21 protein-coding genes and 3 tRNA genes are annotated in these 20,019 nt (G+C 45.3%); 23 read left to right on the forward strand and 1 reads right to left on the reverse strand.

From position 1 onward, the window contains the following. Window positions 1-91 precede the first annotated feature (91 nt). From ACUJFK_RS05425 to ACUJFK_RS05490, 14 genes are all read left to right on the forward strand, one after another. Complete coding sequence (locus ACUJFK_RS05425; RefSeq protein WP_226749655.1) at window positions 92-835, forward strand: hypothetical protein; 744 nt, start codon at window positions 92-94, stop codon at window positions 833-835. Beyond that, window positions 832-1,284, forward strand: a complete 453-nt coding sequence (locus tag ACUJFK_RS05430) for a regulatory protein RecX (RefSeq protein ID WP_445426296.1) — start codon at window positions 832-834, stop codon at window positions 1,282-1,284. The genes ACUJFK_RS05425 and ACUJFK_RS05430 overlap by 4 nt, the downstream gene beginning before the upstream one ends. A gap of 24 nt (window positions 1,285-1,308) precedes the next feature. Then, window positions 1,309-3,930 (forward strand): alanine--tRNA ligase, encoded by a 2,622-nt coding sequence (gene alaS / locus ACUJFK_RS05435; RefSeq protein ID WP_445426297.1) that lies wholly within the window; start codon window positions 1,309-1,311, stop codon window positions 3,928-3,930. A 120-nt stretch (window positions 3,931-4,050) separates the two neighbouring features. Further along, window positions 4,051-4,251: a carbon storage regulator CsrA gene (csrA, locus tag ACUJFK_RS05440; protein WP_226749658.1), complete on the forward strand. Its 201-nt coding sequence runs from the start codon at window positions 4,051-4,053 to the stop codon at window positions 4,249-4,251. Window positions 4,252-4,414: 163 nt separating this feature from the next. Next, window positions 4,415-4,504, forward strand: a tRNA-Ser gene (locus tag ACUJFK_RS05445). A 10-nt stretch (window positions 4,505-4,514) separates the two neighbouring features. Next, window positions 4,515-4,591, forward strand: a tRNA-Arg gene (locus ACUJFK_RS05450). Window positions 4,592-4,654: 63 nt separating this feature from the next. Then, window positions 4,655-4,731, forward strand: a tRNA-Arg gene (locus tag ACUJFK_RS05455). Window positions 4,732-5,585: 854 nt separating this feature from the next. Then, window positions 5,586-5,732: a PLDc N-terminal domain-containing protein gene (locus ACUJFK_RS05460; RefSeq protein ID WP_226749957.1), complete on the forward strand. Its 147-nt coding sequence runs from the start codon at window positions 5,586-5,588 to the stop codon at window positions 5,730-5,732. Window positions 5,733-5,857: 125 nt separating this feature from the next. After that, window positions 5,858-6,211: a hypothetical protein gene (locus ACUJFK_RS05465; RefSeq protein WP_226749659.1), complete on the forward strand. Its 354-nt coding sequence runs from the start codon at window positions 5,858-5,860 to the stop codon at window positions 6,209-6,211. Between the two features lie 121 nt (window positions 6,212-6,332). Continuing rightward, window positions 6,333-6,872 carry a hypothetical protein gene (locus ACUJFK_RS05470; RefSeq protein ID WP_226749660.1) on the forward strand — a complete coding sequence of 180 codons (540 nt, stop codon included), beginning with the start codon at window positions 6,333-6,335 and terminating at the stop codon, window positions 6,870-6,872. Window positions 6,873-6,988: 116 nt separating this feature from the next. Next, window positions 6,989-7,246 (forward strand): hypothetical protein, encoded by a 258-nt coding sequence (locus ACUJFK_RS05475; protein WP_445426298.1) that lies wholly within the window; start codon window positions 6,989-6,991, stop codon window positions 7,244-7,246. 86 nt (window positions 7,247-7,332) lie between these two features. Next, a complete protein-coding gene (locus tag ACUJFK_RS05480; protein ID WP_445426299.1) occupies window positions 7,333-7,686 on the forward strand; it encodes a hypothetical protein in 354 nt (117 codons plus the stop codon). A 116-nt stretch (window positions 7,687-7,802) separates the two neighbouring features. After that, a complete protein-coding gene (locus tag ACUJFK_RS05485) occupies window positions 7,803-8,114 on the forward strand; it encodes a penicillin-binding transpeptidase domain-containing protein (protein WP_445426300.1) in 312 nt (103 codons plus the stop codon). A 199-nt stretch (window positions 8,115-8,313) separates the two neighbouring features. Next, window positions 8,314-8,667, forward strand: a complete 354-nt coding sequence (locus tag ACUJFK_RS05490) for a VOC family protein (protein ID WP_445426301.1) — start codon at window positions 8,314-8,316, stop codon at window positions 8,665-8,667. 294 nt (window positions 8,668-8,961) lie between these two features. Here ACUJFK_RS05490 and ACUJFK_RS05495 read toward each other — a convergent pair whose 3' ends face one another. Then, window positions 8,962-10,002 (reverse strand): IS110 family transposase, encoded by a 1,041-nt coding sequence (locus ACUJFK_RS05495; RefSeq protein ID WP_445426302.1) that lies wholly within the window; start codon window positions 10,000-10,002, stop codon window positions 8,962-8,964. A gap of 182 nt (window positions 10,003-10,184) precedes the next feature. Here ACUJFK_RS05495 and ACUJFK_RS05500 point away from each other — a divergent pair, with 182 nt between their 5' ends. The 9 genes from ACUJFK_RS05500 to ACUJFK_RS05540 all read left to right on the forward strand — a co-directional run bounded on the left by ACUJFK_RS05500 (window position 10,185) and on the right by ACUJFK_RS05540 (window position 19,568). Continuing rightward, a complete protein-coding gene (locus ACUJFK_RS05500) occupies window positions 10,185-10,616 on the forward strand; it encodes a DUF1801 domain-containing protein (protein ID WP_445426303.1) in 432 nt (143 codons plus the stop codon). A 552-nt stretch (window positions 10,617-11,168) separates the two neighbouring features. Further along, a complete protein-coding gene (locus ACUJFK_RS05505; protein ID WP_226749666.1) occupies window positions 11,169-11,507 on the forward strand; it encodes a hypothetical protein in 339 nt (112 codons plus the stop codon). A gap of 332 nt (window positions 11,508-11,839) precedes the next feature. Continuing rightward, window positions 11,840-12,178, forward strand: coding sequence for a hypothetical protein (locus tag ACUJFK_RS05510; protein ID WP_226749666.1), 339 nt, complete (start codon window positions 11,840-11,842; stop codon window positions 12,176-12,178). A 446-nt stretch (window positions 12,179-12,624) separates the two neighbouring features. Further along, window positions 12,625-13,914, forward strand: a complete 1,290-nt coding sequence (locus ACUJFK_RS05515) for a PqiA/YebS family transporter subunit (protein WP_445426304.1) — start codon at window positions 12,625-12,627, stop codon at window positions 13,912-13,914. After that, window positions 13,911-15,584 (forward strand): intermembrane transport protein PqiB, encoded by a 1,674-nt coding sequence (gene pqiB / locus ACUJFK_RS05520; protein WP_445426305.1) that lies wholly within the window; start codon window positions 13,911-13,913, stop codon window positions 15,582-15,584. The genes ACUJFK_RS05515 and pqiB overlap by 4 nt, the downstream gene beginning before the upstream one ends. Next, entirely contained in the window at window positions 15,581-16,138 is a 558-nt protein-coding gene (locus tag ACUJFK_RS05525; RefSeq protein ID WP_226749669.1) for a PqiC family protein, read from the forward strand. The genes pqiB and ACUJFK_RS05525 overlap by 4 nt, the downstream gene beginning before the upstream one ends. 222 nt (window positions 16,139-16,360) lie before the next feature. Further along, on the forward strand, window positions 16,361-16,603 hold the full coding sequence (locus ACUJFK_RS05530) for an oxaloacetate decarboxylase subunit gamma (protein ID WP_226749670.1): 243 nt from the start codon (window positions 16,361-16,363) through the stop codon (window positions 16,601-16,603). Between the two features lie 21 nt (window positions 16,604-16,624). Continuing rightward, window positions 16,625-18,409, forward strand: a complete 1,785-nt coding sequence (gene oadA, locus ACUJFK_RS05535; protein ID WP_445426306.1) for a sodium-extruding oxaloacetate decarboxylase subunit alpha — start codon at window positions 16,625-16,627, stop codon at window positions 18,407-18,409. Window positions 18,410-18,437: 28 nt separating this feature from the next. Next, complete coding sequence (locus ACUJFK_RS05540) at window positions 18,438-19,568, forward strand: sodium ion-translocating decarboxylase subunit beta (RefSeq protein ID WP_226749672.1); 1,131 nt, start codon at window positions 18,438-18,440, stop codon at window positions 19,566-19,568. Window positions 19,569-20,019 lie beyond the last annotated feature (451 nt).

The raw sequence follows: 20,019 nt of genomic DNA on the forward strand, positions 1-20,019 counted from the left end.
TCCGGTATTCAGTCTCTTAATTAATCGGCTTTTGCAGTATCATACTTCCGCTACACCAGTGTTGGTGTAGCGGTGTTGTTTTGGAGAGCCTGTGGAAAAGCCGTTTCAAATAAAGTTAATTATCCGCAGAGTCAGCGCAGCTGCCTCGATAGCGTGGTTAAAAAACGCCTGGGGCATTTTTAAGCAATATCCCATCGTTTTTGTGCAGATGATTTTACTGACCCTCGCGTTAAGCGTATTGGCAAGTTTGCACGAGATCACCCTGATTATTGCGGTGTTAGCAAGCCCCTTTATTACGGCCGGTTTTTACCGTGCGGTATTAGGTGTGCAGCAACAACAAAAAATCAGTATCGACTGGTTATTCCAACCGTTTAAAGAACCCGCCACTCGGCGCATTTTATTAGTGATTGCCGCGCTTAACTTTTTAATTTCTATTCCGTTAGCGCAATTTCGCGTTGATGTATTTGCCACCATGCAATTAGCACAAGAATCCCCTGATGTGGCTGCAGGCTATAGCTGGTCTTTACTCTTGTTATTAATTGCCACCCTGATCACCGCTATGCTGTTTGCTTATGCCGTGGCGATTGCTTATTTTTTAAAAGAACAGCGCATTTTTACCATATTGCAAGCCAGTTTTATCGCTTGCTGGCGTAACATTCCGGCCCTAGTAAGTTTTGGTTTATTAAGTTTGCTACTGATTATCTTAACAGTTCCGACCTTTTTCCTGGGCTTAATCGTGGTAATGCCGGTGTTACATATTGCGTTTTTCTTGTCATTTAATGAGCTGTTTGCGCTGCAAGTTAAATCACAACAAGATGGCGTATTAGAAGTGTGACGGCAGATAGACAGCGGGAATTACGCCAAGCCGCACTGAATTATTTAAGTCGGCGAGATTACAGTCGGGCTGCGCTTTCTGTTAAATTACAGCAAAAGGGCGCCACAGCCGAAGAATTAGCGGTAGTGCTCGAGTGGTGCAGTAGTGAAAACTACCTGAATGAAGATCGTTTTTTATTAATGATATTGCGTAACCGCTGCCGCCAAGGCTATGGTTACCGCTATATTTTGCAAGAGTGTCGTCAACACAAATTGACCGAGCAGCAACTCGCTACGGCGATTGCCGCAGAAGAAATAGACTGGTGGGATCTCGCCCGCCAAGCCTATCAAAAGAAATTTGGTGAAAAAGCCATTGTTGATTACAAAGACAAAGCAAAACGTATGGCTTTTTTGCAGCGTCGCGGCTTTAGTAGCGAGCAAATCCGGGCGGTCTTTGACCAGAATGATTAACCGAACAACTGAACAGGATTTTTCATGAGTATGACATCTGCCGCAGTACGGCAAGCCTTTTTAGATTTCTTCGCCAGCAAAGGCCACAGCATTGTGTCGAGTAGTTCCTTGATCCCAGGTAACGATGCCACCTTGTTATTTACCAATGCGGGTATGGTTCAGTTTAAAGATGTATTCTTAGGCCAAGACCAACGTAACTACACGCGCGCAGTTTCGTCTCAGCGCTGTGTCAGGGCGGGGGGTAAGCACAACGATTTAGAAAACGTCGGTTATACCGCACGTCATCATACCTTTTTTGAAATGCTCGGTAATTTCAGTTTTGGTGATTACTTTAAGCAAGACGCCATTCGTTATGCTTGGGAGTTTTTAACCGAAGTGGTGCAACTGCCGAAGAGCAAATTATTAGTCACCATTTATGCTACCGATGATGAAGCCTATGATCTGTGGCTTAACGATATTGGTGTGCCAGCTGAACGGATTATCCGCATTGGTGATAACAAAGGCGCGCCATACGCTTCAGATAACTTCTGGGCAATGGGTGATACTGGCCCATGCGGTCCTTGTACTGAAATTTTCTACGATCACGGCGAAGATATTTGGGGTGGCCCACCAGGCTCACCAGAAGAAGATGGCGATCGTTTTATTGAAATTTGGAATATCGTTTTTATGCAGTTTAACCGCTTAGCCAGCGGTGAAATGCAGCCACTGCCAAAACCCAGTGTGGACACCGGTATGGGCTTAGAACGTATCTCCGCTATTTTGCAACACGTTCACAGCAACTATGAAACGGATACCTTTGTCTCGTTAATTAACGCGGCTGCAGCGGTTACTGGCGCGAGCGATTTATCGGATAAGTCGTTGCGGGTGATTGCCGACCACATTCGTAGTTGTGCTTTCTTAATTATTGATGGCGTGATGCCATCGAACGAAGGCCGCGGTTATGTGCTACGCCGGATTATTCGTCGTGCGGTGCGCCATGGTAATAAATTAGGTGCGAAAGGCGCGTTTTTCTACAAATTAGTGGCCGCATTAGCGGCGCAGATGGGTGAAGCCTACCCCGAGTTGCTAACAAAACAAGCCATCATCGAAAAAGCGTTACGCTTGGAAGAAGAGCAGTTTGGTAAAACCCTAGAGCGTGGTTTACAGATCCTAGACGACGAATTGGCGGCGTTATCTAGCAGCGAAATTCCCGGTTCGCTGGTGTTTAAGTTATATGATACCTATGGTTTCCCTGTCGATTTAACCAACGATGTAGCACGTGAGCGTAACTTAACGATTGACCAAGCGGGCTTTGATAGCGCGATGGCCGAGCAACGTAAACGTGCACAGCAAGCCAGCAACTTCGGTGTGGATTACAATCAACAAGTGAGCTCCAACCAACAGACTGAATTTACCGGTTATACCGCAGAAGCGGGCAATGCACTTGTCGTTGAAATACTAAAAGATGGCCAAAGCGTATCGCAATTAGACGCGGGTGATAGCGGTTTAGTGATTTTAGATAGCAGCCCTTTCTATGCGGAGTCGGGCGGCCAAGTGGGTGATACCGGTACGTTAAATAACAGTACAGGTGTACTTTTTTCGGTACAAGATACCGTTAAAATCGGTAAAGCCTTTGCCCACCAAGGTAAAGCCGAGCAGGCGCTGCAAGTGGGTATGCGTTTAGATACCAACATTGATGCCGCGCGGCGTGATGCGATCCGCAAAAATCACTCAGCAACGCACTTATTACATGCCGCGTTACGTCAAGTGCTCGGTGAGCATGTCACGCAAAAAGGCTCTTTAGTGGGGCCAGAGCGCTTACGCTTTGACTTCTCACACTTTGAAGGGGTGAAAGCCGCCGAGTTGCAGCAGATTGAACAGCTGGTCAATCAGCAGATCCAATTAAACTTAGCCTTACAAACGCGCATTATGTCGATTGATGATGCGAAAACCGCGGGCGCTATGGCGTTATTCGGTGAAAAGTATGATGAAGAAGTCCGTGTGTTAAGCATGGGTGATTTTTCTATCGAACTTTGTGGTGGTACCCATGTCAACAGAACGGGGGATATTGGTGTTTTCAAAATTGTCAGTGAAGGCGGTATTGCTTCGGGAGTTCGACGTATTGAAGCGGTTTGCGCCGCAGCGGCCATTAGCTACATTCAGCAATTAGAAGCGCAAGCACAGCAAGCGGCGGCTTTATTAAAAGGTGATACTTTTAGTTTAACCGAGCGCGTGCAGCAAAGCTTAGACCGCGCTAAGTCGCTTGAGAAAGAAATTGAGCAGTTAAAGGGTAAACTGGCCAGTTATGCTGGCGCATCGTTAACCGATAACGTGCAGCAATTAAACGGTGTACAAGTACTTATTCAACAATTACCTGATACAGATGGCAAAGCGTTGCGTACTTTGTTAGACGAATTGAAAAATAAACTCGGCTCGACTGTGATTTTATTAGCAAGTTCGCAAGAGGGTAAAGTGAGTTTAATTGCTGGAGTCAGTGCGGATTTAACCGGCAAAGTGCATGCTGGGCAGTTAGTCGCATGGGCTGCTAACCAATTAGGTGGCAAAGGGGGTGGCCGGCCAGATATGGCACAAGCGGGCGCAACTGACGTTGAAAACTTACCAAAAGTTTTAGAATTAGCTTTTTCGTATATAAAAGAGCGGCTTTAATGCCGCTTAGCGATAATGAAGCTGATTGAAGCGTTTTAAAAGGAACAATGCTGGGTTATCATACCGGCAAATTAAGCAGTAATAACAAATACTGCCATAGACAGGCAAAGGAGCAAAAGAATGCTAATACTGACACGTCGTGTAGGTGAGACCCTAATGATCGGTGATGAAGTTACTGTAACTGTATTAGGCGTTAAAGGTAATCAAGTACGAATTGGTGTTAATGCACCAAAAGACATTTCTGTACACCGTGAAGAAATTTATATGCGTATTCAAGCTGAAAAAGACACCAACGGTGGCAATTTTAGCGAGACTGAGTAATTGTTCAAAACACCCTAAACGAGAGCCGGTTATTTACTCTATCTTGTAAGATGACTTAAATAACCAGCAAATTGTTTAAAAGGTCGGCAAACACACTGATCTGCTCTAAAAATTGTTTGACATATTTTCCTGAGACATTAATATACACGCCGCAACACAGAGTGGAGAAATGGCCGAGTGGCTGAAGGCGCACCCCTGCTAAGGGTGTATAGGGGAAACTCTATCGAGGGTTCGAATCCCTCTTTCTCCGCCATTTTTAAGATGGACGCATAGCTCAGCTGGATAGAGTACTCGGCTACGAACCGAGCGGTCGGAGGTTCGAATCCTCCTGCGTCCACCATCTTAAATTGGGCAGTACCTTACACAGTACTTTAATCATTGTGTAGACAACTTGCTTGACCCTGGACGCATAGCTCAGCTGGATAGAGTACTCGGCTACGAACCGAGCGGTCGGAGGTTCGAATCCTCCTGCGTCCACCATATACGAAGAACCCGCTACGGCTAACGCCATAGCGGGTTTTTTCATTCTGACGTGATGCAAACTGACGCAGGCGGGTGAGAAGCTCCGTTAGGTTCGACCAACTTATCGGGAATAAGTTGGCGCGCACTTTAGTGCGACCCGTAGGGCAGGCGGCAGGATAGCCGCCTGCAATCCTCCTGCGTCCACCCTATACAAAGCAACCCGCTTAAGTTAACGCTTGAGCGGGTTTTTCATTTGAGGCCTATATTGTTATTTAGTTAAACGTTTTCGCCGTTGGCGAGATACTTTCTTTTGCGTCGCCAAAAGAAAGTATCCAAAGAAAATGCGACCCCACTTCCGCTCGAAAGCCCAACTGCTCATGCGCTGTCCAAGGCGAAAACGTAACTCGCGCGGCGCTAGCGTCGCCGCACTCAAACACCCGTTTTCTTAAAACCTTGGCCAACGATGCTCAGTCGGCTCGCTCTAAGGGGGATAAGATCTAGAGTGGTGTTTGCTTACTGAAAAGCAGTTTGTGTCAAAGCGGTCTTTTTAAAGGCATATTACTAAATATTATTTACTGAAATTACAGAAAGGCAATATTGAGAGAGCATCGTGCTCGATAGGCGGATTTTTCAGCATCTATCACTAATAATATAACTTCTGTACCCATAACTCGTTGTGAACAGGTCAAAACCGATGTAATGTTATCAACATGAAATTTACAAAGGCTGAAAAGTCCGTTTTTAAATATGGAATTTTTCGTCGAATAAGCTGTTAAATTCAAAGTGGTCTTGAGAAAGATTTTAATGTTCAAATTAATTAAAGGATTAAATTTATGATGGGTGGGATAAGTATTTGGCATTTGCTACTCATAATGGTTTTGCCATTGATTCATGTAATTCTCTCAAGCCGTTCACACGGTGGTGCAAAGTTTGGTTGGTCTTTAGCAGTCGTATTTTTTCCGATACTTGGGTATATCATTTACTTGATAGTTACTCAGCCTGCAAAGAAAGTGCTGTAGAGCTAATTGAATTTAACAAGGCCAGTCAGCAACGCTTCCTTTGGTCGCTGGACCTCAAACCCGCTGTGCGGTTTTTCGGCCGCTGCTGGCTGCGTTATGTACCTTAGCTAGTTTGGAGTCGTATATTGAAGCGTGTGATTAAAATTTTACTTGTGATATTACTATGCTTTACATCTATTTTTGCTGTTTCATTTTATGTCCAGCAATCTAATAGGGATTGTTTAAATATCCCTGAGTCTGAAGCCGTTGATATGATCAGCAGAGTTTTCATCGCGAAACAACACCAAGCTTCAAGCGATGGTTTTATGTTTGAACATAAATTGGTAAACCTACGATATTCCCATGAATTATCTCGTGAAATAGATAGTGACAGTAGTTTGGGTTTCATTGAGTTGCAATACAATAATGAAGCTAACAAAAAAGCTCTAGTTGCAGTTATTTATAGCAACTGTGAATTACAGTGGATTAATGGCACATAACAAGTGCCTCAATTCGCTCACAAGCTCGGACAATTAATAATGGGCTATTGTCGCTGCGCTCAATATTTTAGCCGATTAGTAATTGCCGCTTAGGCAGGTGTTAAAAGCCAATAGGGGTAAGATGAAACTTTTCGATTTTCTGGCTCTGATGAGTGAAGAGAAATATCCAATTCGCATAGAATATCGCGAACATATGGGATGCATTGATGTTGAGGTGGACGCTTTTTCAGAGCGTTGGGTTGTGTCTTTTGACGAAGGTGGGTTCGTAGACTTTTTGGTCTACAGAGATATTGACGCACCAGACAATGAGAATGTGAAGTTGTTGAGTTCGCTTATTAATCGTCCACAACAATCTTGGTTGGATGCAGCTGAAGACCTTGAGATACTGTTTATATCACCATACATATTTATCGGCTCTGATGGTCAAGAATATCAAATTACGGGCTTATTGCCTCAGTTTGGTGGACCTAACGGTACCCTCATTACATCTCGCAAGGACTCTGAAGAAGCTTGTTTTGAAGCCTCTAAGCTTAAAGGTTTTCAAGGAACGGGGCTCAATCCAAGTTACTATGATAAATATGACCGTGAGCACGTCATTGAAACATTACAAGATTGGGGGTGGAATTCAAAAGAGCCAAAACCCACATGGTACAGTGTCTAAGTTTATAAAAAATTGCTTAATTTTTGTTCCAGCAACAAAAAGCGTGGCCTGGTCCTCAAACGCTGCGCGGGTTTCGGCTTGTGCTACGTGCGTTAAAACTTTAAATGGTTAAGTTTATGCACCCACACCAATCAGAAAAGCTAAAGGCTTTGGTTAAAAAAGGTAAATGGTTTTACGTTTTAAAACACGGTGTGCTTGGCTGGGGAGTGCCAACAGCCATTCTCTGGTCAGCGATCATGCATTTTATAGACAGCATACCTTTTAACGAAAGTATATTTCTCGCTCTTGTGTTGTTTCCAATTGGTGGGTTATTTTGGGGATTGTTCATGTGGTTTTTTATAAAGCGTGAATTCAGTAAGTTGCAACAAGATTAGTTATAACAAGCAAGCTTTATGGCTAGCTGCGACGTTAAACTGCGTCTAAGTTTTCTGCGCTGAGTTTGACGCTAAGGGAGTACAGAGTGGAATCGATAACACACCCAACCGCTATAGCATTAATTTACTTTCTAGGAATGCTGGTTATCGGTAGTGCTATACAGTGGACGTTTTTAATCAAGTTGAAAAAGCACCATCCTGAACAATGGCAGCATGCTGGTACCCCGACCATTATAAGCAACGGTGATCTTGTAAAAGCTTGGCCAACCACTAAGTATTTAAAACAGAAACTATATAAAGAATCCAATTCAAGCTCCGGTATTAAATTTTGTGACCTTTATCGCTCACCGATGATATATGGATACTTTTTAACGGCTATTTCAGTCCCTTTGTTTTTTGCAAGTATATTGCTATTTGGCTGGCCTCCGGCTTGGTCGTAGGGTGTTTCTAACTCGCGGTCTAAAGTGCGCAAATTTACGTTGGCTTGGTTTCGCGCCGCTGCAATTTAGCCAACATGTTTTTGCTAATTAAGGCGTTAGGCTCACTTGGATGCATAGTGAATATTAAATTTTTTATTTTTTTGTTACCTTTCGTAATTTTTAGTCCTGACGTTTTCACTCAGGAGAAAATTTCTGAAAAGCCTGAATGCCAAGCATTCTTCGATAAGCATCAATCAACCGGTACTATTCTTATCGTTGACGGTCGTGGTTCAACCGAAAAAGTCAGTGTTTATGATAGCGCACGAGCGAATCAGCGCTACTCACCCGCATCCACCAACAAAATCCCTCATACCCTTTTTGCGTTAGATGCCGGAATAGTTAAGGACGCATTTCAGGTGTTTCCGTGGGATGGCGTTAAAAGAGAGTAGGAACCTCATAATCAGGATCAGAATTTGCGTTATGCTATGCGGTATTGTGCACTTTGGGCGTATGAGCGTTTTGCGAAGGCGCTAGGTGAGAAAAATGCAAAGCGCTATTTACCGCCTAATCAGTGAATGCAGCCACCCAAAACGGCGGCTGATTTAAGCGTTATAATGTATTGCATCATTTGCGTAATAAGGAATAGAAATGATCGGACCGGCAAAAAATGGCGCTTTAATATATTCTAATAATATTCATTCGCTTGCTAAATTTTATACTGAGTTGTTTTCGATGAACGTGACGCGGGAAACGTCAGAGCTCGTTAGTCTGGTTAAAGATGGCTTTAATATCGTTATCCATGTTCCATTAACCACAATGCCTACACCAGAATTCAATTCAATTAAGCTGTTTATGGCAGTCGATGATCTTAATGCCGCTAAATTGAAAGCCGAGCAGCTGGGCGGTCAGTCATTTGCAGGTGTATGGTCTAATCCAATATTTAAAGTATGTAACATAGCAGACTCAGATGGTAATCATATTCAAATACGTGAGTTCAGCTGATAACAATACGTCTATGGACTCCCCCTCTATTGCAAGCACAAAGTGATCAAATTTGGCGGTGAATGACTGCATACGTCTATTCGGCTCGTGAGTTTCATGGTGTTAGCCATGCTCCAGCCCTGATAACTTTCGCGCACAGGTGCCTCATCGCATCAACGGTAATAACTACCAGCATTGTTACCAGGCTCTTCCTGTGCACGGTCGTTGCCGCTTTGTTTTATCCACTTTGTAGTGCAATTCTTTGGTTGAGAGTTGTCGTTAACTTACTGTTTTTACTACTATGTTTCTGCTACATCATATTGCTAAACCTAAAGCATCTTGCCGTTGCTGCTTTGCCATGATTGCCCAGAGCATTCTGGCTTGTTTTGCGGCGATAGCGACCGCGACAACATTGTTTGGCCGCCGCTCTTGTAGCTTATAAATCCACTCGAACATGGGTGTTGTTTGCGTGGACTTTTGGGCTCTGCTGGCTGCTAACATTACCGTTCTGGCACCTTGAACCAGTAATGTTCGCAAATAGCGGTCACCGCGTTTAGTAATGGCACCGAGTTGCGTTTTACCACCGGATGAATTCTGTTTAGGCACTAAACCGAGCCAAGCGGCGAATTGCCTGCCGTTTTTAAATACGGAGACATCACCGGCTGTTGCTACTGCCGCACTGGCGGTAACGCTACCGACACCACAGAGCTCAAGTAAAGCTTTTGCGGTGGTATCTTGCTTGCTCCAGGCTTCAATCCGTTTGTTTAACGAATTAATGCGCGTTTCTAAATCAGCTAACTTGTCCGCTAAATCAGCCATACTCTGGCGAAACAGCAGCGGTAAGGTTTCTGATTCAGCCACCAAGGGTAATGTCTTGGCCAGTGCTGCGCGGCCCTGATTAATCACAATGCCAAACTCGTGCAGATAGCTGCGGATTTGGTTCATCAGTGAGGTGCGTTCACGTACCCATTGGTCACGCATGCGGTGCATGACTAATACCGCTTGTTGTGATTCGGATTTAACCGCAACAAAGCGCATATTCGGTCTGGCTAAGGCTTCACAAATGGCTTCGGCATCATTGGCATCGTTTTTACCGCCGCGCCGGTAAGGTGCCACATACTGCGGCGTCATCAGCTTTACGGTATGGCCGAGTTTTGTCAGTTCACGCGCCCAATAATGCGCACCACCGCAGGCTTCAATGCCGATAAGCATCGGTGGTTTATTGGCAAAATAGCGCAGCATTTCGCCTCTGGCTAACTTTTTAACCACGATGGTTTCACCTGATTTAGCATTAACGCCATGAATTTGAAACACGAGCTTTGCAATATCGACCCCACAACGTATAGACTGTTCCATGCGACTTCCCCTCACTTGTGACTGTTTGTTTTGACACTCTCAGTGTGGCACATCGATGCCGGATAGTGAGGGGGAGTCCATGTTATTGCATCACTTGCTGCCACTGGCTGTCGAACACCAACCCGCAGCGCGTTAATTTTGGGCGTAAGGCGCTACAAAAAATTCTCTGAGGAACGATAAAAATGGCTGAACTTAAGACAAAGGCAACTCACGCCAGTGTTGCAGACTACATATCCACACGTGCTAACGACAGTCAAAAGACAGATTGTGAAACCCTAATGGCGATGTTTAAGAAAATTACAGGGCAGCCACCGAAGATGTGGGGCCCGAGCATCGTTGGCTATGGCTCATACAAGTACAAATACGAGAGTGGCAGAACGGGAGAAATGTGTTTAACCGGCTTCGCTATCAGAGGACGAGAACTTGTTGTCTATTTAAGCTGCGAAGATACAACCCATGCCTCGCTGCTCTGTAAGCTTGGCCAGCACCGTATGACCAAATCCTGTTTATACTTCAAGCGCCTTTCCGATCTAGATACAACTGTGCTGGAGCAGCTAGTTATTAACTCCATCGAGAAAATAAATGCTCGGTATAACGAAAATAACGACACTTAACCCATTACTCAAGCTAAACGGCAACGGCGAAAACGAAGGATTTTGGTATCTAACCTGAAGTTTGAAGCTTGCAAGACGTTAAACGCTGTGTAAAGCTTCGGCTGGAGCACGCGGTAAATACCTCCCTGTACGCTCCTCTTTTTCATCCCTGAAAAAGACGTCTCCAGCCAAAGTTGACTTCGCTGTCAACTTGTTCAACCTGATTTGCCACTACAGCAAAAATGATGCTGATAATCTCACTGTTGCAATTGGTACCAACTGCTCAACTAAGGGAATACGGCTTAGAATATGAGCTCCCCTTAGAGCGAGCCGACTGATCATCGTTGGCCAAGGTTTTAAGAAAACGGGTGTTTGAGTGCGGCGACGGTAGCGCCGCGCGAGTTACGTTTTCGCCTTGGACAGCGCATGAGCAGTCGGGCTTTCGAGCGGAAGTGGGGTCGCATTTTCTTTGGATACTTTCTTTTGGCGACGCAAAAGAAAGTATCTCGCCAACGGCGAAAAAGTTAACTACTATCATCTTATTACAGGTTTCTCCTGCAAAATAATGTACATATGGCCATGAAACTACTCTTTCGTTCTTTAGCTCTGCTGATCTTACTGATCAGTTTTTACCAGCTATATGCAGTAACAGAGCGTGTAACCAGTGCACTTTGGAGCCTTTATAAGTTTTATGGAAGCAATGGGGAAGGGATTTCAATTGGCAGCTCAATGGCGCTGATTACTTATGTGGTATCAATTTGTTTATTAGTTGCTTTAGCGGCTATTTACAAAAAATCAGATGACAGGATCGCGTTGTTATTATCAAAGGTTTCAGCTTTCACATTATTGTTTGGCCTTGTACTGTTAACCGTTTTACTGGTAAGCCCATTAGCTCACTTTTACCCAAGATAGCGGCACTTAACAAGATGCTTGTCTCTGACCCAGAAGCTTGTTGTTGTCTCTGACCCCGTAGCTTGCTGTAACTCCCCCTTTGGAGCGAGCCGACTGATCATCGTTGGCCAAGGTTTTAAGAAAACGGGTGTTTGAGTGCGGCGACGGTAGCGCCGCGCGAGTTACGTTTTCGCCTTGGACAGCGCATGAGCAGTTGGGCTTTCGAGCAGAAGTGGGGGCGCATTTTCTTTGGATACTTTCTTTTGGCGACGCAAAAGAAAGTATCTCGCCAACGGCGAAAAAGTTAACTACTATCATCTTATTACAGGTTTCTCCTGCAAAATAATGTACATATGGCCATGAAACTACTCTTTCGTTCTTTAGCTCTGCTGATCTTACTGATCAGTTTTTACCAGCTATATGCAGTAACAGAGCGTGTAACCAGTGCACTTTGGAGCCTTTATAAGTTTTATGGAAGCAATGGGGAAGGGATTTCAATTGGAAGCTCAATGGCGCTGATTACTTATGTGGTATCAATTTGTTTATTAGTTGCTTTAGCGGCTATTTACAAAAAATCAGATGACAGGATCGCGTTGTTATTATCAAAGGTTTCAGCTTTCACATTATTGTTTGGCCTTGTACTGTTAACCGTTTTACTGGTAAGCCCATTAGCTCACTTTTACCCAAGATAGCGGCACTTAACAAGATGCTTGTCTCTGACCCAGAAGCTTGCTGCAACTCCCCCTTAGAGCGAGCCGACTGATCATTGTTGGCCAAGGTTTTAAGAAAACGGGTGTTTGAGTGCGGCGACGGTAGTGCCGTGCGAGTTACGTTCTCGCCTTGGACAGCGCATGAGCAGTTGGGCTTTCGAGCGGAAGTGGGGGCGCATTTTCTTTGGATGCTTTCTTTTAGCGACGCAAAAGAAAGTATCTCGCCAACGGCGAAAATGTTAATAATTACAGGCTGATGCAAATGAAATTTGCGGTTACTTTGAGTCATTTATATTAAGAGATAAAGGTGTCAAGCGAAACGCCATAGTTTTGCAATAATGCCGCTACCCGTGACCATGATATTTAGTCGTTTGATTTTCGAAAATATGCTATAACAGCAACATAGTTCCTCGAGGGCAAATTCATTCGTGTCCATCGCTAACGGTCAAACGCTTCCACCATCTCTTTCTGCTGCTTCAGCGCCAAACGACGAATTGGTGCTCTGCCGGCATTGTGATTTATTACAACAATTACCCAGTTTGCAAGCCGGACAAGAAGCGCATTGTCGCCGATGTCATTCTCAGCTGGATGCACGACAGCCACAGCCCATCTTACGTCCAGTCTCTTATGCGGCTTCAGCGCTGTTTATGTTGTTAATGGCGAATTTATTTCCTTTCGTCAGTATGGGCTTAGCCGGTAACCATAGCGAAATGCATTTTTTTGATGCGTCTTCGGTATTGTTTAATGAATACCACCAAAGCTTAGCAATCTTAGTTTGGTTATTTATTCAAGCGGTTCCAGCATTTTGTATGGTGGCAGTGATTTATTTAAAGTTGGGTATGGTTTACCGTTTGCCAGCGCGTATTTGGATGGCCCGCGTGCTGTTTATGTTGAAGCCGTGGAGTATGGTGGACATCTTTTTGATGGGGTTGTTAATCAGCTTTGTTAAGTTGGTTGCCGATGCCGATATTTCTCTGGGTCCAAGCTTTTGGGCTTTTTGTTTATTTTGTTTATTTCATTTACGTACTTTTCAGGTGATCGACCGCCATCAACTCTGGTCGAAGATTGCGCCGAGCCCGCAACCGGCAGTAGCGGCGAAAGTCGGGCAAAGTGGTTTAAGCCAACAGCTAAAATTATGCCAGTGTTGCACCGCGATTATGCGTGAGCAGCATACGCATTGTCCGCGCTGCCATAATAGGGTGCATGCCCGCAATCCTGCGAGCTTGCAGCGTACACTCGCACTTTTGCTGGCGGCTTGTATTTTGTATATACCGGCAAATTTGTTACCTATAATGCGTACGGTCTCTTTTGGCAGTGTTACCGATTCAACCATCATTAGTGGTTTATTGTTAATGTGGCAAGACGGCGAATATCCGGTGGCGATTGTGATATTGTTAGCCAGTGTGGTGGTGCCCATAGTGAAAATCATTGTGATGTTCTGGTTATGCTATTTGACAAAGTACCCCACAGCCAGACAAGGTAAGATGAGCACGCAAATTTACTTATTGGTGGATTGGGTAGGTCGCTGGTCTATGGTCGATGTGTTAGTGGTGGCCATTTTGGCAGCTTTGGTACGGTTCGGTTTGCTGATGAGCGTCTATCCCGGAGTGGGGGCGTTAGTATTTGCTGCAGTGGTGGTGATTACCATGTTGGCGGCAATAAGTTTTGATCCGCGTTTGCTGTGGGATCAGCAAGCTGATACAAGGAGAGATGTGTGACAGAGGCAGAGTTAGTGCAGGCCGAGGTAAGTCCGATCAAGCAGTGGTCACCGATTTGGGTAGTGCCTATCGTCGCTATCCTCATTGGTTTGTGGATGTTATATAACCATTTTCAGCAACAAGGCGCGATGTTGTTGCTCGTGGCAGAAAACGCGGAAGGTATTGTTGCCGGTAAAACCCAAATTAAGAATCGTAATGTCGATGTTGGTCAGGTGGTCTCGGTTGAATTGAGTGAAGATCTTAGTCAAGTGATGATCAAAGCGCGTATGAAACCGAATGTGACGCCATTGTTAAACGAAGCGTCACAGTTTTGGGTGGTGAAACCCCAAATTGGTCGAGGTGGTGTAACCGGCTTAAATACCCTGATGTCGGGTTCTTATATTGAGTTACAACCCGGTGATGCGACTCGGGTGGTGCTCACCCATCCGTTATTAAATACCCCACCCGTTGCTTCAGCTGATGCACCTGGCGTGCGTGTAAAATTACAAACCTCTGATGCGGGCGGCTTAACCATTGGTGATCCGGTGTTATACCGAGGCTATGAAGTGGGCACCGTGGAAAGCAGCGAATTTGAACTAAGCACGCGCAGCACGCATTATCAGTTATATATCAAACAACCTTTTGACGTGTTGGTTACTGAAAATGTGCGGTTTTGGCTGAGTAGTGGCTTGTCTATCGACTTATCGGCAGAAGGTTTGTCAGTGGATGTGGGCTCTGCCGCTACCTTACTGAGCGGTGGTGTCAGTTTTGATGTGCTAGATGGTTGGCCTGTTGGTGCCGCGGCCGAAAATGGTACCGAGTTTCAGTTGTTTCCGGATAAACAAAGCATCCAAGATGGTATGTATTATCAGTTTGTAGAGTATATGGTCTTTTTTGATGAATCGGTACGCGGCTTAAAGGCCGGTGCGCCGGTTGAGTTTAGAGGGGTGCGAGTGGGTACCGTTACCAGTGTACCGTTCTTTTTCGCGATGAAAAAACCGTTTGAAGTTTCGTTGAATCAAGGGGTGCCTGTTCTGTTAAGAATTGAAGCCGGCCGGCTTTATGAAAACCTCACCTTAGCGCAATTGGGTAATGAACTTAGCCAGGCGGTAAGTCGTGGCCTGCATGCCGTATTAAAAACCGGTAATTTATTAACGGGAGCACTCTATGTCGATTTGGATATCAACAGCGAGCTATTAGCCGACAGTCGGCAGCAAGCGTTATATAACGAGCAGTTGTTGTTAAGTCGCCAAGCGGGCTATCCCAGCTTACCTTCAGCGCGCAGCGGTTTTAGTAACATTGAGCAAAAAGTGCTGATGGCATTGGATAAAGTCAATAATCTGCAATTAGAAGAATTCTTAACGCAGGGCCAACAAACCTTGGCAGCAACAGAGCAAATGCTAGCCAGCAGTGAGCAATTATTAGCGACCTTACAACAGTTTGTTAGCCAACCTGAGTTACAGCAGTTACCGAGTGAATTGCAGCAAAGCTTAAATGACTTACGCCAAGCGTTAGCTGGGGTAAGCCCAGGGTCAACCGCTTATGAACGAGCGGGAATGAATTTGCAAATGATGGATCAGGTACTAAGAGAGTTACAACCGGTGTTGAAAATGTTGAATCAGCAAAGTAATGCCTTACTGATCAATGCCAGTGATAATGCCGATCCGCAGCCAAGGAAAGCTCAACAATGAAACTACATTTACTTGTCATACTGGTCTTGCTGATCACCTTAAGTGCATGCAGCAACACTGTTAATGGTACACGTTATTATCAGGTTGCAGCACCAAGTGCCAAGCCAGTCGAGCCAGCAGCGATAGCCGCATTAGCCATTGCGCCAGTGAGAGTGGCGAGTTATTTAAATGGCAGTGGTTTAGTGGTGCAACAATCAACGGTCGAGTTTAGTATCGCGCGACAGCATCTGTGGACAGACTCCTTAGAGCAACAGTTGCAACGTCAGCTTGCCGAGTATTTATTGACCAGTGTGCCAAAGCTGGCGTTATTGCCACAGCCGACCGCACAAGTTGCGCTATTACGCTTAGATATAGACCGTTTTTATGCCGATGCAGATGGTCAGGCTGTGGTCAGTGGCCGTTACAGTATTAGCGACGAGAAACGAGTGCAAACACAAGCCTTTTTGTACCAGGTACCGCTGGCCGATGCCGGTTATCCAGCCATGGTAAACGCCTTGAGTCAAGGTTGGCAGCAGTTATTACAGGACATCACCTTAGCTGTGCAGCAGCATTAACGTGTGTGTGGGGGGGCATATTTAGGTTTTTGGATGTCTAGAAATTTAAATGGCTTAACTCTTGACGCTAAGCTGGCAATCGGCTACAAGACCTATAGTAAGTATCACGCTAATTTATTTTATTATCACAACAGTTTAGACCATACTTTGTTAACTATTGTCTAACGCTTGCTAAGGTTTTTAAGCAAGCGCCACTGTGTAAACACGTTGAGGAATTTAACGATGGTTGCTGATTTACTATTTGAAGCAGCGGGATTGATGCTGATAGGCATGGTCTCGGTGTTTACTTTTCTATTTTTGCTAGTGGTGTTACTGCAACTCATGAGCAAAACGATCCAGCGTTATTTCCCTGTTAAACAAACCGAAAAATCATCTCACGTCAGCACAACGGCTGCCGGCGGTGTTTCCCCTACTATCATTGCTGCTATCAGTGCTGCAGTGCATCAGTACCGTCAAAAACAATAAACAGACCAAGAGGATACTGGCATGACGAAGCCTTTGTTATTAACCGAGCTGGTGTTGCGCGATGCACACCAATCGTTGTTGGCTACCCGCTTACGTTTAGAAGATATGCTGCCAATCGCCAGCAAGTTAGATAAAGTCGGTTACTGGTCAATGGAGTCTTGGGGTGGGGCCACCTTCGATTCTTGTATACGTTATTTAGGTGAAGATCCTTGGCATCGCATTCGCGAATTAAAAAAAGCTATGCCAAACACCAAGCAGCAAATGTTGTTACGCGGTCAAAATTTACTGGGCTATCGCCATTATGCCGATGATGTTGTCACGCGCTTTGTTGAACGCGCCCACGACAACGGTGTAGATGTATTCCGCATCTTTGATGCCATGAACGATATTCGTAATTTGCAAACCGCAGTACAAGCGGCCATCAAGGTGGGCGCGCATGCTCAAGGCACCATTTCTTATACCGTCAGCCCAGTGCATACCATTGATATGTGGTTGAATATGGCGCGGCAGTTAGAAGATATGGGTTGTGACTCCATTTGTATTAAAGACATGGCCGGTTTACTTAAACCTTATACTTGTGAAGAGTTAATTACCCGTTTAAAAGAAGAAGTAAAAATACCCATTGCTATGCAATGTCATGCCACCACCGGTTTAAGCACCGCTACGTATCAGAAAGCCATTGATGCGGGTATTGATATGCTTGATACCGCCATTTCTTCTATGAGTATGACCTATGGTCACACTGCAACGGAAACAATGGTTGCAATCACTGAAGGCACAGAACGTGATACCGGGCTGAATATGGAGCTGATGGCAGAAATCGCAGCTTATTTCCGTGATGTGCGGGCGAAATATGCCCAGTTTGAAGGCTCATTAAAAGGCGTTGACGCCCGAATTTTGTTAGCGCAAGTGCCAGGTGGCATGCTAACCAATATGGAAAGTCAGTTAAAAGAACAAGGCGCCATCGAGAAACTGGATGACGTACTAAAAGAAATCCCTCGCGTGCGCGAAGATCTGGGTTTCTTACCGTTAGTCACACCGACATCGCAAATTGTGGGTACTCAGGCGGTATTAAACGTCTTAACGGGCGAGCGCTACAAAACCATCACCAAAGAAACAGCGGGTGTGTTAAAAGGCGAATACGGTGCCACACCGGCGCCGGTTAATGCGGAATTACAGGAAAAGGTTTTGGCCGGTGGCAAAGCCATTACTTGCCGCCCAGCGGATGTATTAACGCCAGAGTTAGAGAAGCTTACCGCAGAACTCACCGAACTCGCGAAAACCGAAAACATCGATTTAGCCACTGATACTATTGATGACGTATTAACTTATGCTTTATTCCCACAAGTGGGCTTGAAGTTCCTGAAAAATCGTAACAATCCGGCGGCGTTTGAGCCTGCACCGGTTATGCCTTCTTCTTCTGCAAAACCAGCCGTGGCAGAGCGTCAACCACTGACTAACAATGGCCCAGCGAGCTATAGCGTGCGGGTAGACGGGAAAGTGTATGAGGTTGATGTTGCGCCAACAGGTGAATTAAGCAGCGTTAAACCGGTGGTATCTGAAAATATTCCTGGTAGCGCCTCGGTTACCGGTAGTGCAACGTTAAATGCCCCCTTAGCCGGTAATATCTGGAAAATCGTGACCAAGCCGGGTGCCAGCGTGCAACGGGGTGATGTGGTGATCATTATGGAAGCGATGAAGATGGAAACTGAAGTGCGGGCGGTGGCCAATGGTACTGTCTCGAAAATTCATGTTGCGGCCGGTGACTCTGTCACGACCGGTGATGTGCTAATCAGTTTCGATTAATGCAGTGTTGAGATAACAAGGATTTCTGATGGAAGCTATTCAAACACTGATTGATTCAACGGGGTTAGTGCACTTTAGCCTTGGCCAAATAATTATGATGTTGGTTGGGGTACTGCTACTGTTTTTGGCTATCGCCAAAGGTTTTGAACCCCTGTTGTTAGTACCGATTGGCTTTGGCGCAATCTTAACTAACGTACCCTTAGCCGGTATGGGTGAGCCTGGCGGGGTACTCTATCTGTTTTATGATATGGGTATTACCTCGGGTTTATTCCCGTTGCTCATTTTCCTTGGGGTGGGTGCCTTAACCGACTTTAGCGCTTTAATTGCTAATCCGCGGATGTTGTTTTTAGGGGCCGCCGCACAGTTTGGTATTTTTGCTACGCTACTTGGTGCTATCGCACTGAACTGGGTACCCGGTTTAAGTTTTACCATGAAAGAGGCTTCAGCGATTGCCATTATTGGCGGCGCTGATGGTCCAACGGCGATCTTTTTAGCATCGCGCTTAGCGCCTGATTTGCTTGGCGCTATTGCGGTAGCCGCATACTCATATATGGCGCTGGTGCCGCTGATCCAGCCTCCTATTATGCGAGCATTAACTACACCAGCAGAGCGGAAGATCCAAATGACACAACTGCGTGTGGTGTCTAAGCGCGAGAAGATCGTCTTTCCTTTACTGTTGTTAGTGCTCACTATTTTGTTATTACCTACCGCCACGCCGTTAATTGGTATGTTCTGTTTAGGTAACCTAATGAAAGAGTGTGGTGTAGTTGATCGTTTAAGCAAAACCGCACAAAACGAGTTAATTAACATCGTTACCATTTTTTTAGGCCTCGCGGTCGGTTCACGCTTAAGTGCCGATAAATTCTTAACGACCCAAACCTTGGGCATCCTGATGCTGGGTATGGTGGCGTTTGCTATCGGTACCGCTGCCGGTGTGTTGATGGCGAAGTTCATGAATAAGGTATCAAAGCAAAGCATCAACCCGTTGATTGGCTCTGCTGGGGTATCCGCGGTACCGATGGCCGCACGGGTATCGAACAAATTGGGTTTAGAAGCTGATCCGCATAACTTCTTGTTAATGCATGCGATGGGGCCGAACGTAGCAGGTGTTATCGGCTCTGCTGTGGCTGCCGGTATTCTGTTGGCTTTAGTGGGTTAAACTAACAATACTATGAAATAAAGCGCTATTAGAATGTCGTTATTTAATTCTACTAGTCTTAGTAAACCACTTCTTATGGAAGTGGTTTTTTTATAGAAAGTTATCTATTTTCTTGCTAAAACATTTTGCATGCAGATAGTTAGTTATTTCAATGAAATAAGGTTGGCTGCTCGTCGGCCTTTGTTATTCGAAAGTCCTTACTTTGTTGCTGAAAGACAAAAAAGCCGCTTGCTCTGGAGTTGCAATTTGCGCGGCGGCTTAGGCATATTCAGCTAGTCTGGCAAAGGGCGCAAGCCATAGTGAATTGGCGATGATGTTACCGCTGCGCTCAGTGCATGATGCCATCGACGCGTCCCATGAATTTCTGTTTGCAGGTGGTTGTGCTGTTTACACAACGTAAGCACAAAGAGTTCACTGATTAGCGTGAAATTACAATACGGCAAGCGGCGTT

It is taken from the genome of Alishewanella sp. HL-SH06 (genome assembly GCF_052656265.1).

Excerpts from the sequence above, each read along its gene's own strand:
- alaS (WP_445426297.1), top strand. The coding sequence starts at position 1,309 with ATGAGTATGACATCTGCCGCAGTACGGCAAGCCTTTTTAGATTTCTTC.
- csrA (WP_226749658.1), top strand. The coding sequence starts at position 4,051 with ATGCTAATACTGACACGTCGTGTAGGTGAGACCCTAATGATCGGTGAT.
- ACUJFK_RS05460 (WP_226749957.1), top strand. The coding sequence starts at position 5,586 with ATGGTTTTGCCATTGATTCATGTAATTCTCTCAAGCCGTTCACACGGT.
- ACUJFK_RS05470 (WP_226749660.1), top strand. The coding sequence starts at position 6,333 with ATGAAACTTTTCGATTTTCTGGCTCTGATGAGTGAAGAGAAATATCCA.
- ACUJFK_RS05475 (WP_445426298.1), top strand. The coding sequence starts at position 6,989 with ATGCACCCACACCAATCAGAAAAGCTAAAGGCTTTGGTTAAAAAAGGT.
- ACUJFK_RS05490 (WP_445426301.1), top strand. The coding sequence starts at position 8,314 with ATGATCGGACCGGCAAAAAATGGCGCTTTAATATATTCTAATAATATT.
- ACUJFK_RS05495 (WP_445426302.1), bottom strand. The coding sequence starts at position 10,002 with ATGGAACAGTCTATACGTTGTGGGGTCGATATTGCAAAGCTCGTGTTT.
- ACUJFK_RS05500 (WP_445426303.1), top strand. The coding sequence starts at position 10,185 with ATGGCTGAACTTAAGACAAAGGCAACTCACGCCAGTGTTGCAGACTAC.
- ACUJFK_RS05505 (WP_226749666.1), top strand. The coding sequence starts at position 11,169 with ATGGCCATGAAACTACTCTTTCGTTCTTTAGCTCTGCTGATCTTACTG.
- ACUJFK_RS05510 (WP_226749666.1), top strand. The coding sequence starts at position 11,840 with ATGGCCATGAAACTACTCTTTCGTTCTTTAGCTCTGCTGATCTTACTG.
- ACUJFK_RS05525 (WP_226749669.1), top strand. The coding sequence starts at position 15,581 with ATGAAACTACATTTACTTGTCATACTGGTCTTGCTGATCACCTTAAGT.
- ACUJFK_RS05530 (WP_226749670.1), top strand. The coding sequence starts at position 16,361 with ATGGTTGCTGATTTACTATTTGAAGCAGCGGGATTGATGCTGATAGGC.
- oadA (WP_445426306.1), top strand. The coding sequence starts at position 16,625 with ATGACGAAGCCTTTGTTATTAACCGAGCTGGTGTTGCGCGATGCACAC.
- ACUJFK_RS05540 (WP_226749672.1), top strand. The coding sequence starts at position 18,438 with ATGGAAGCTATTCAAACACTGATTGATTCAACGGGGTTAGTGCACTTT.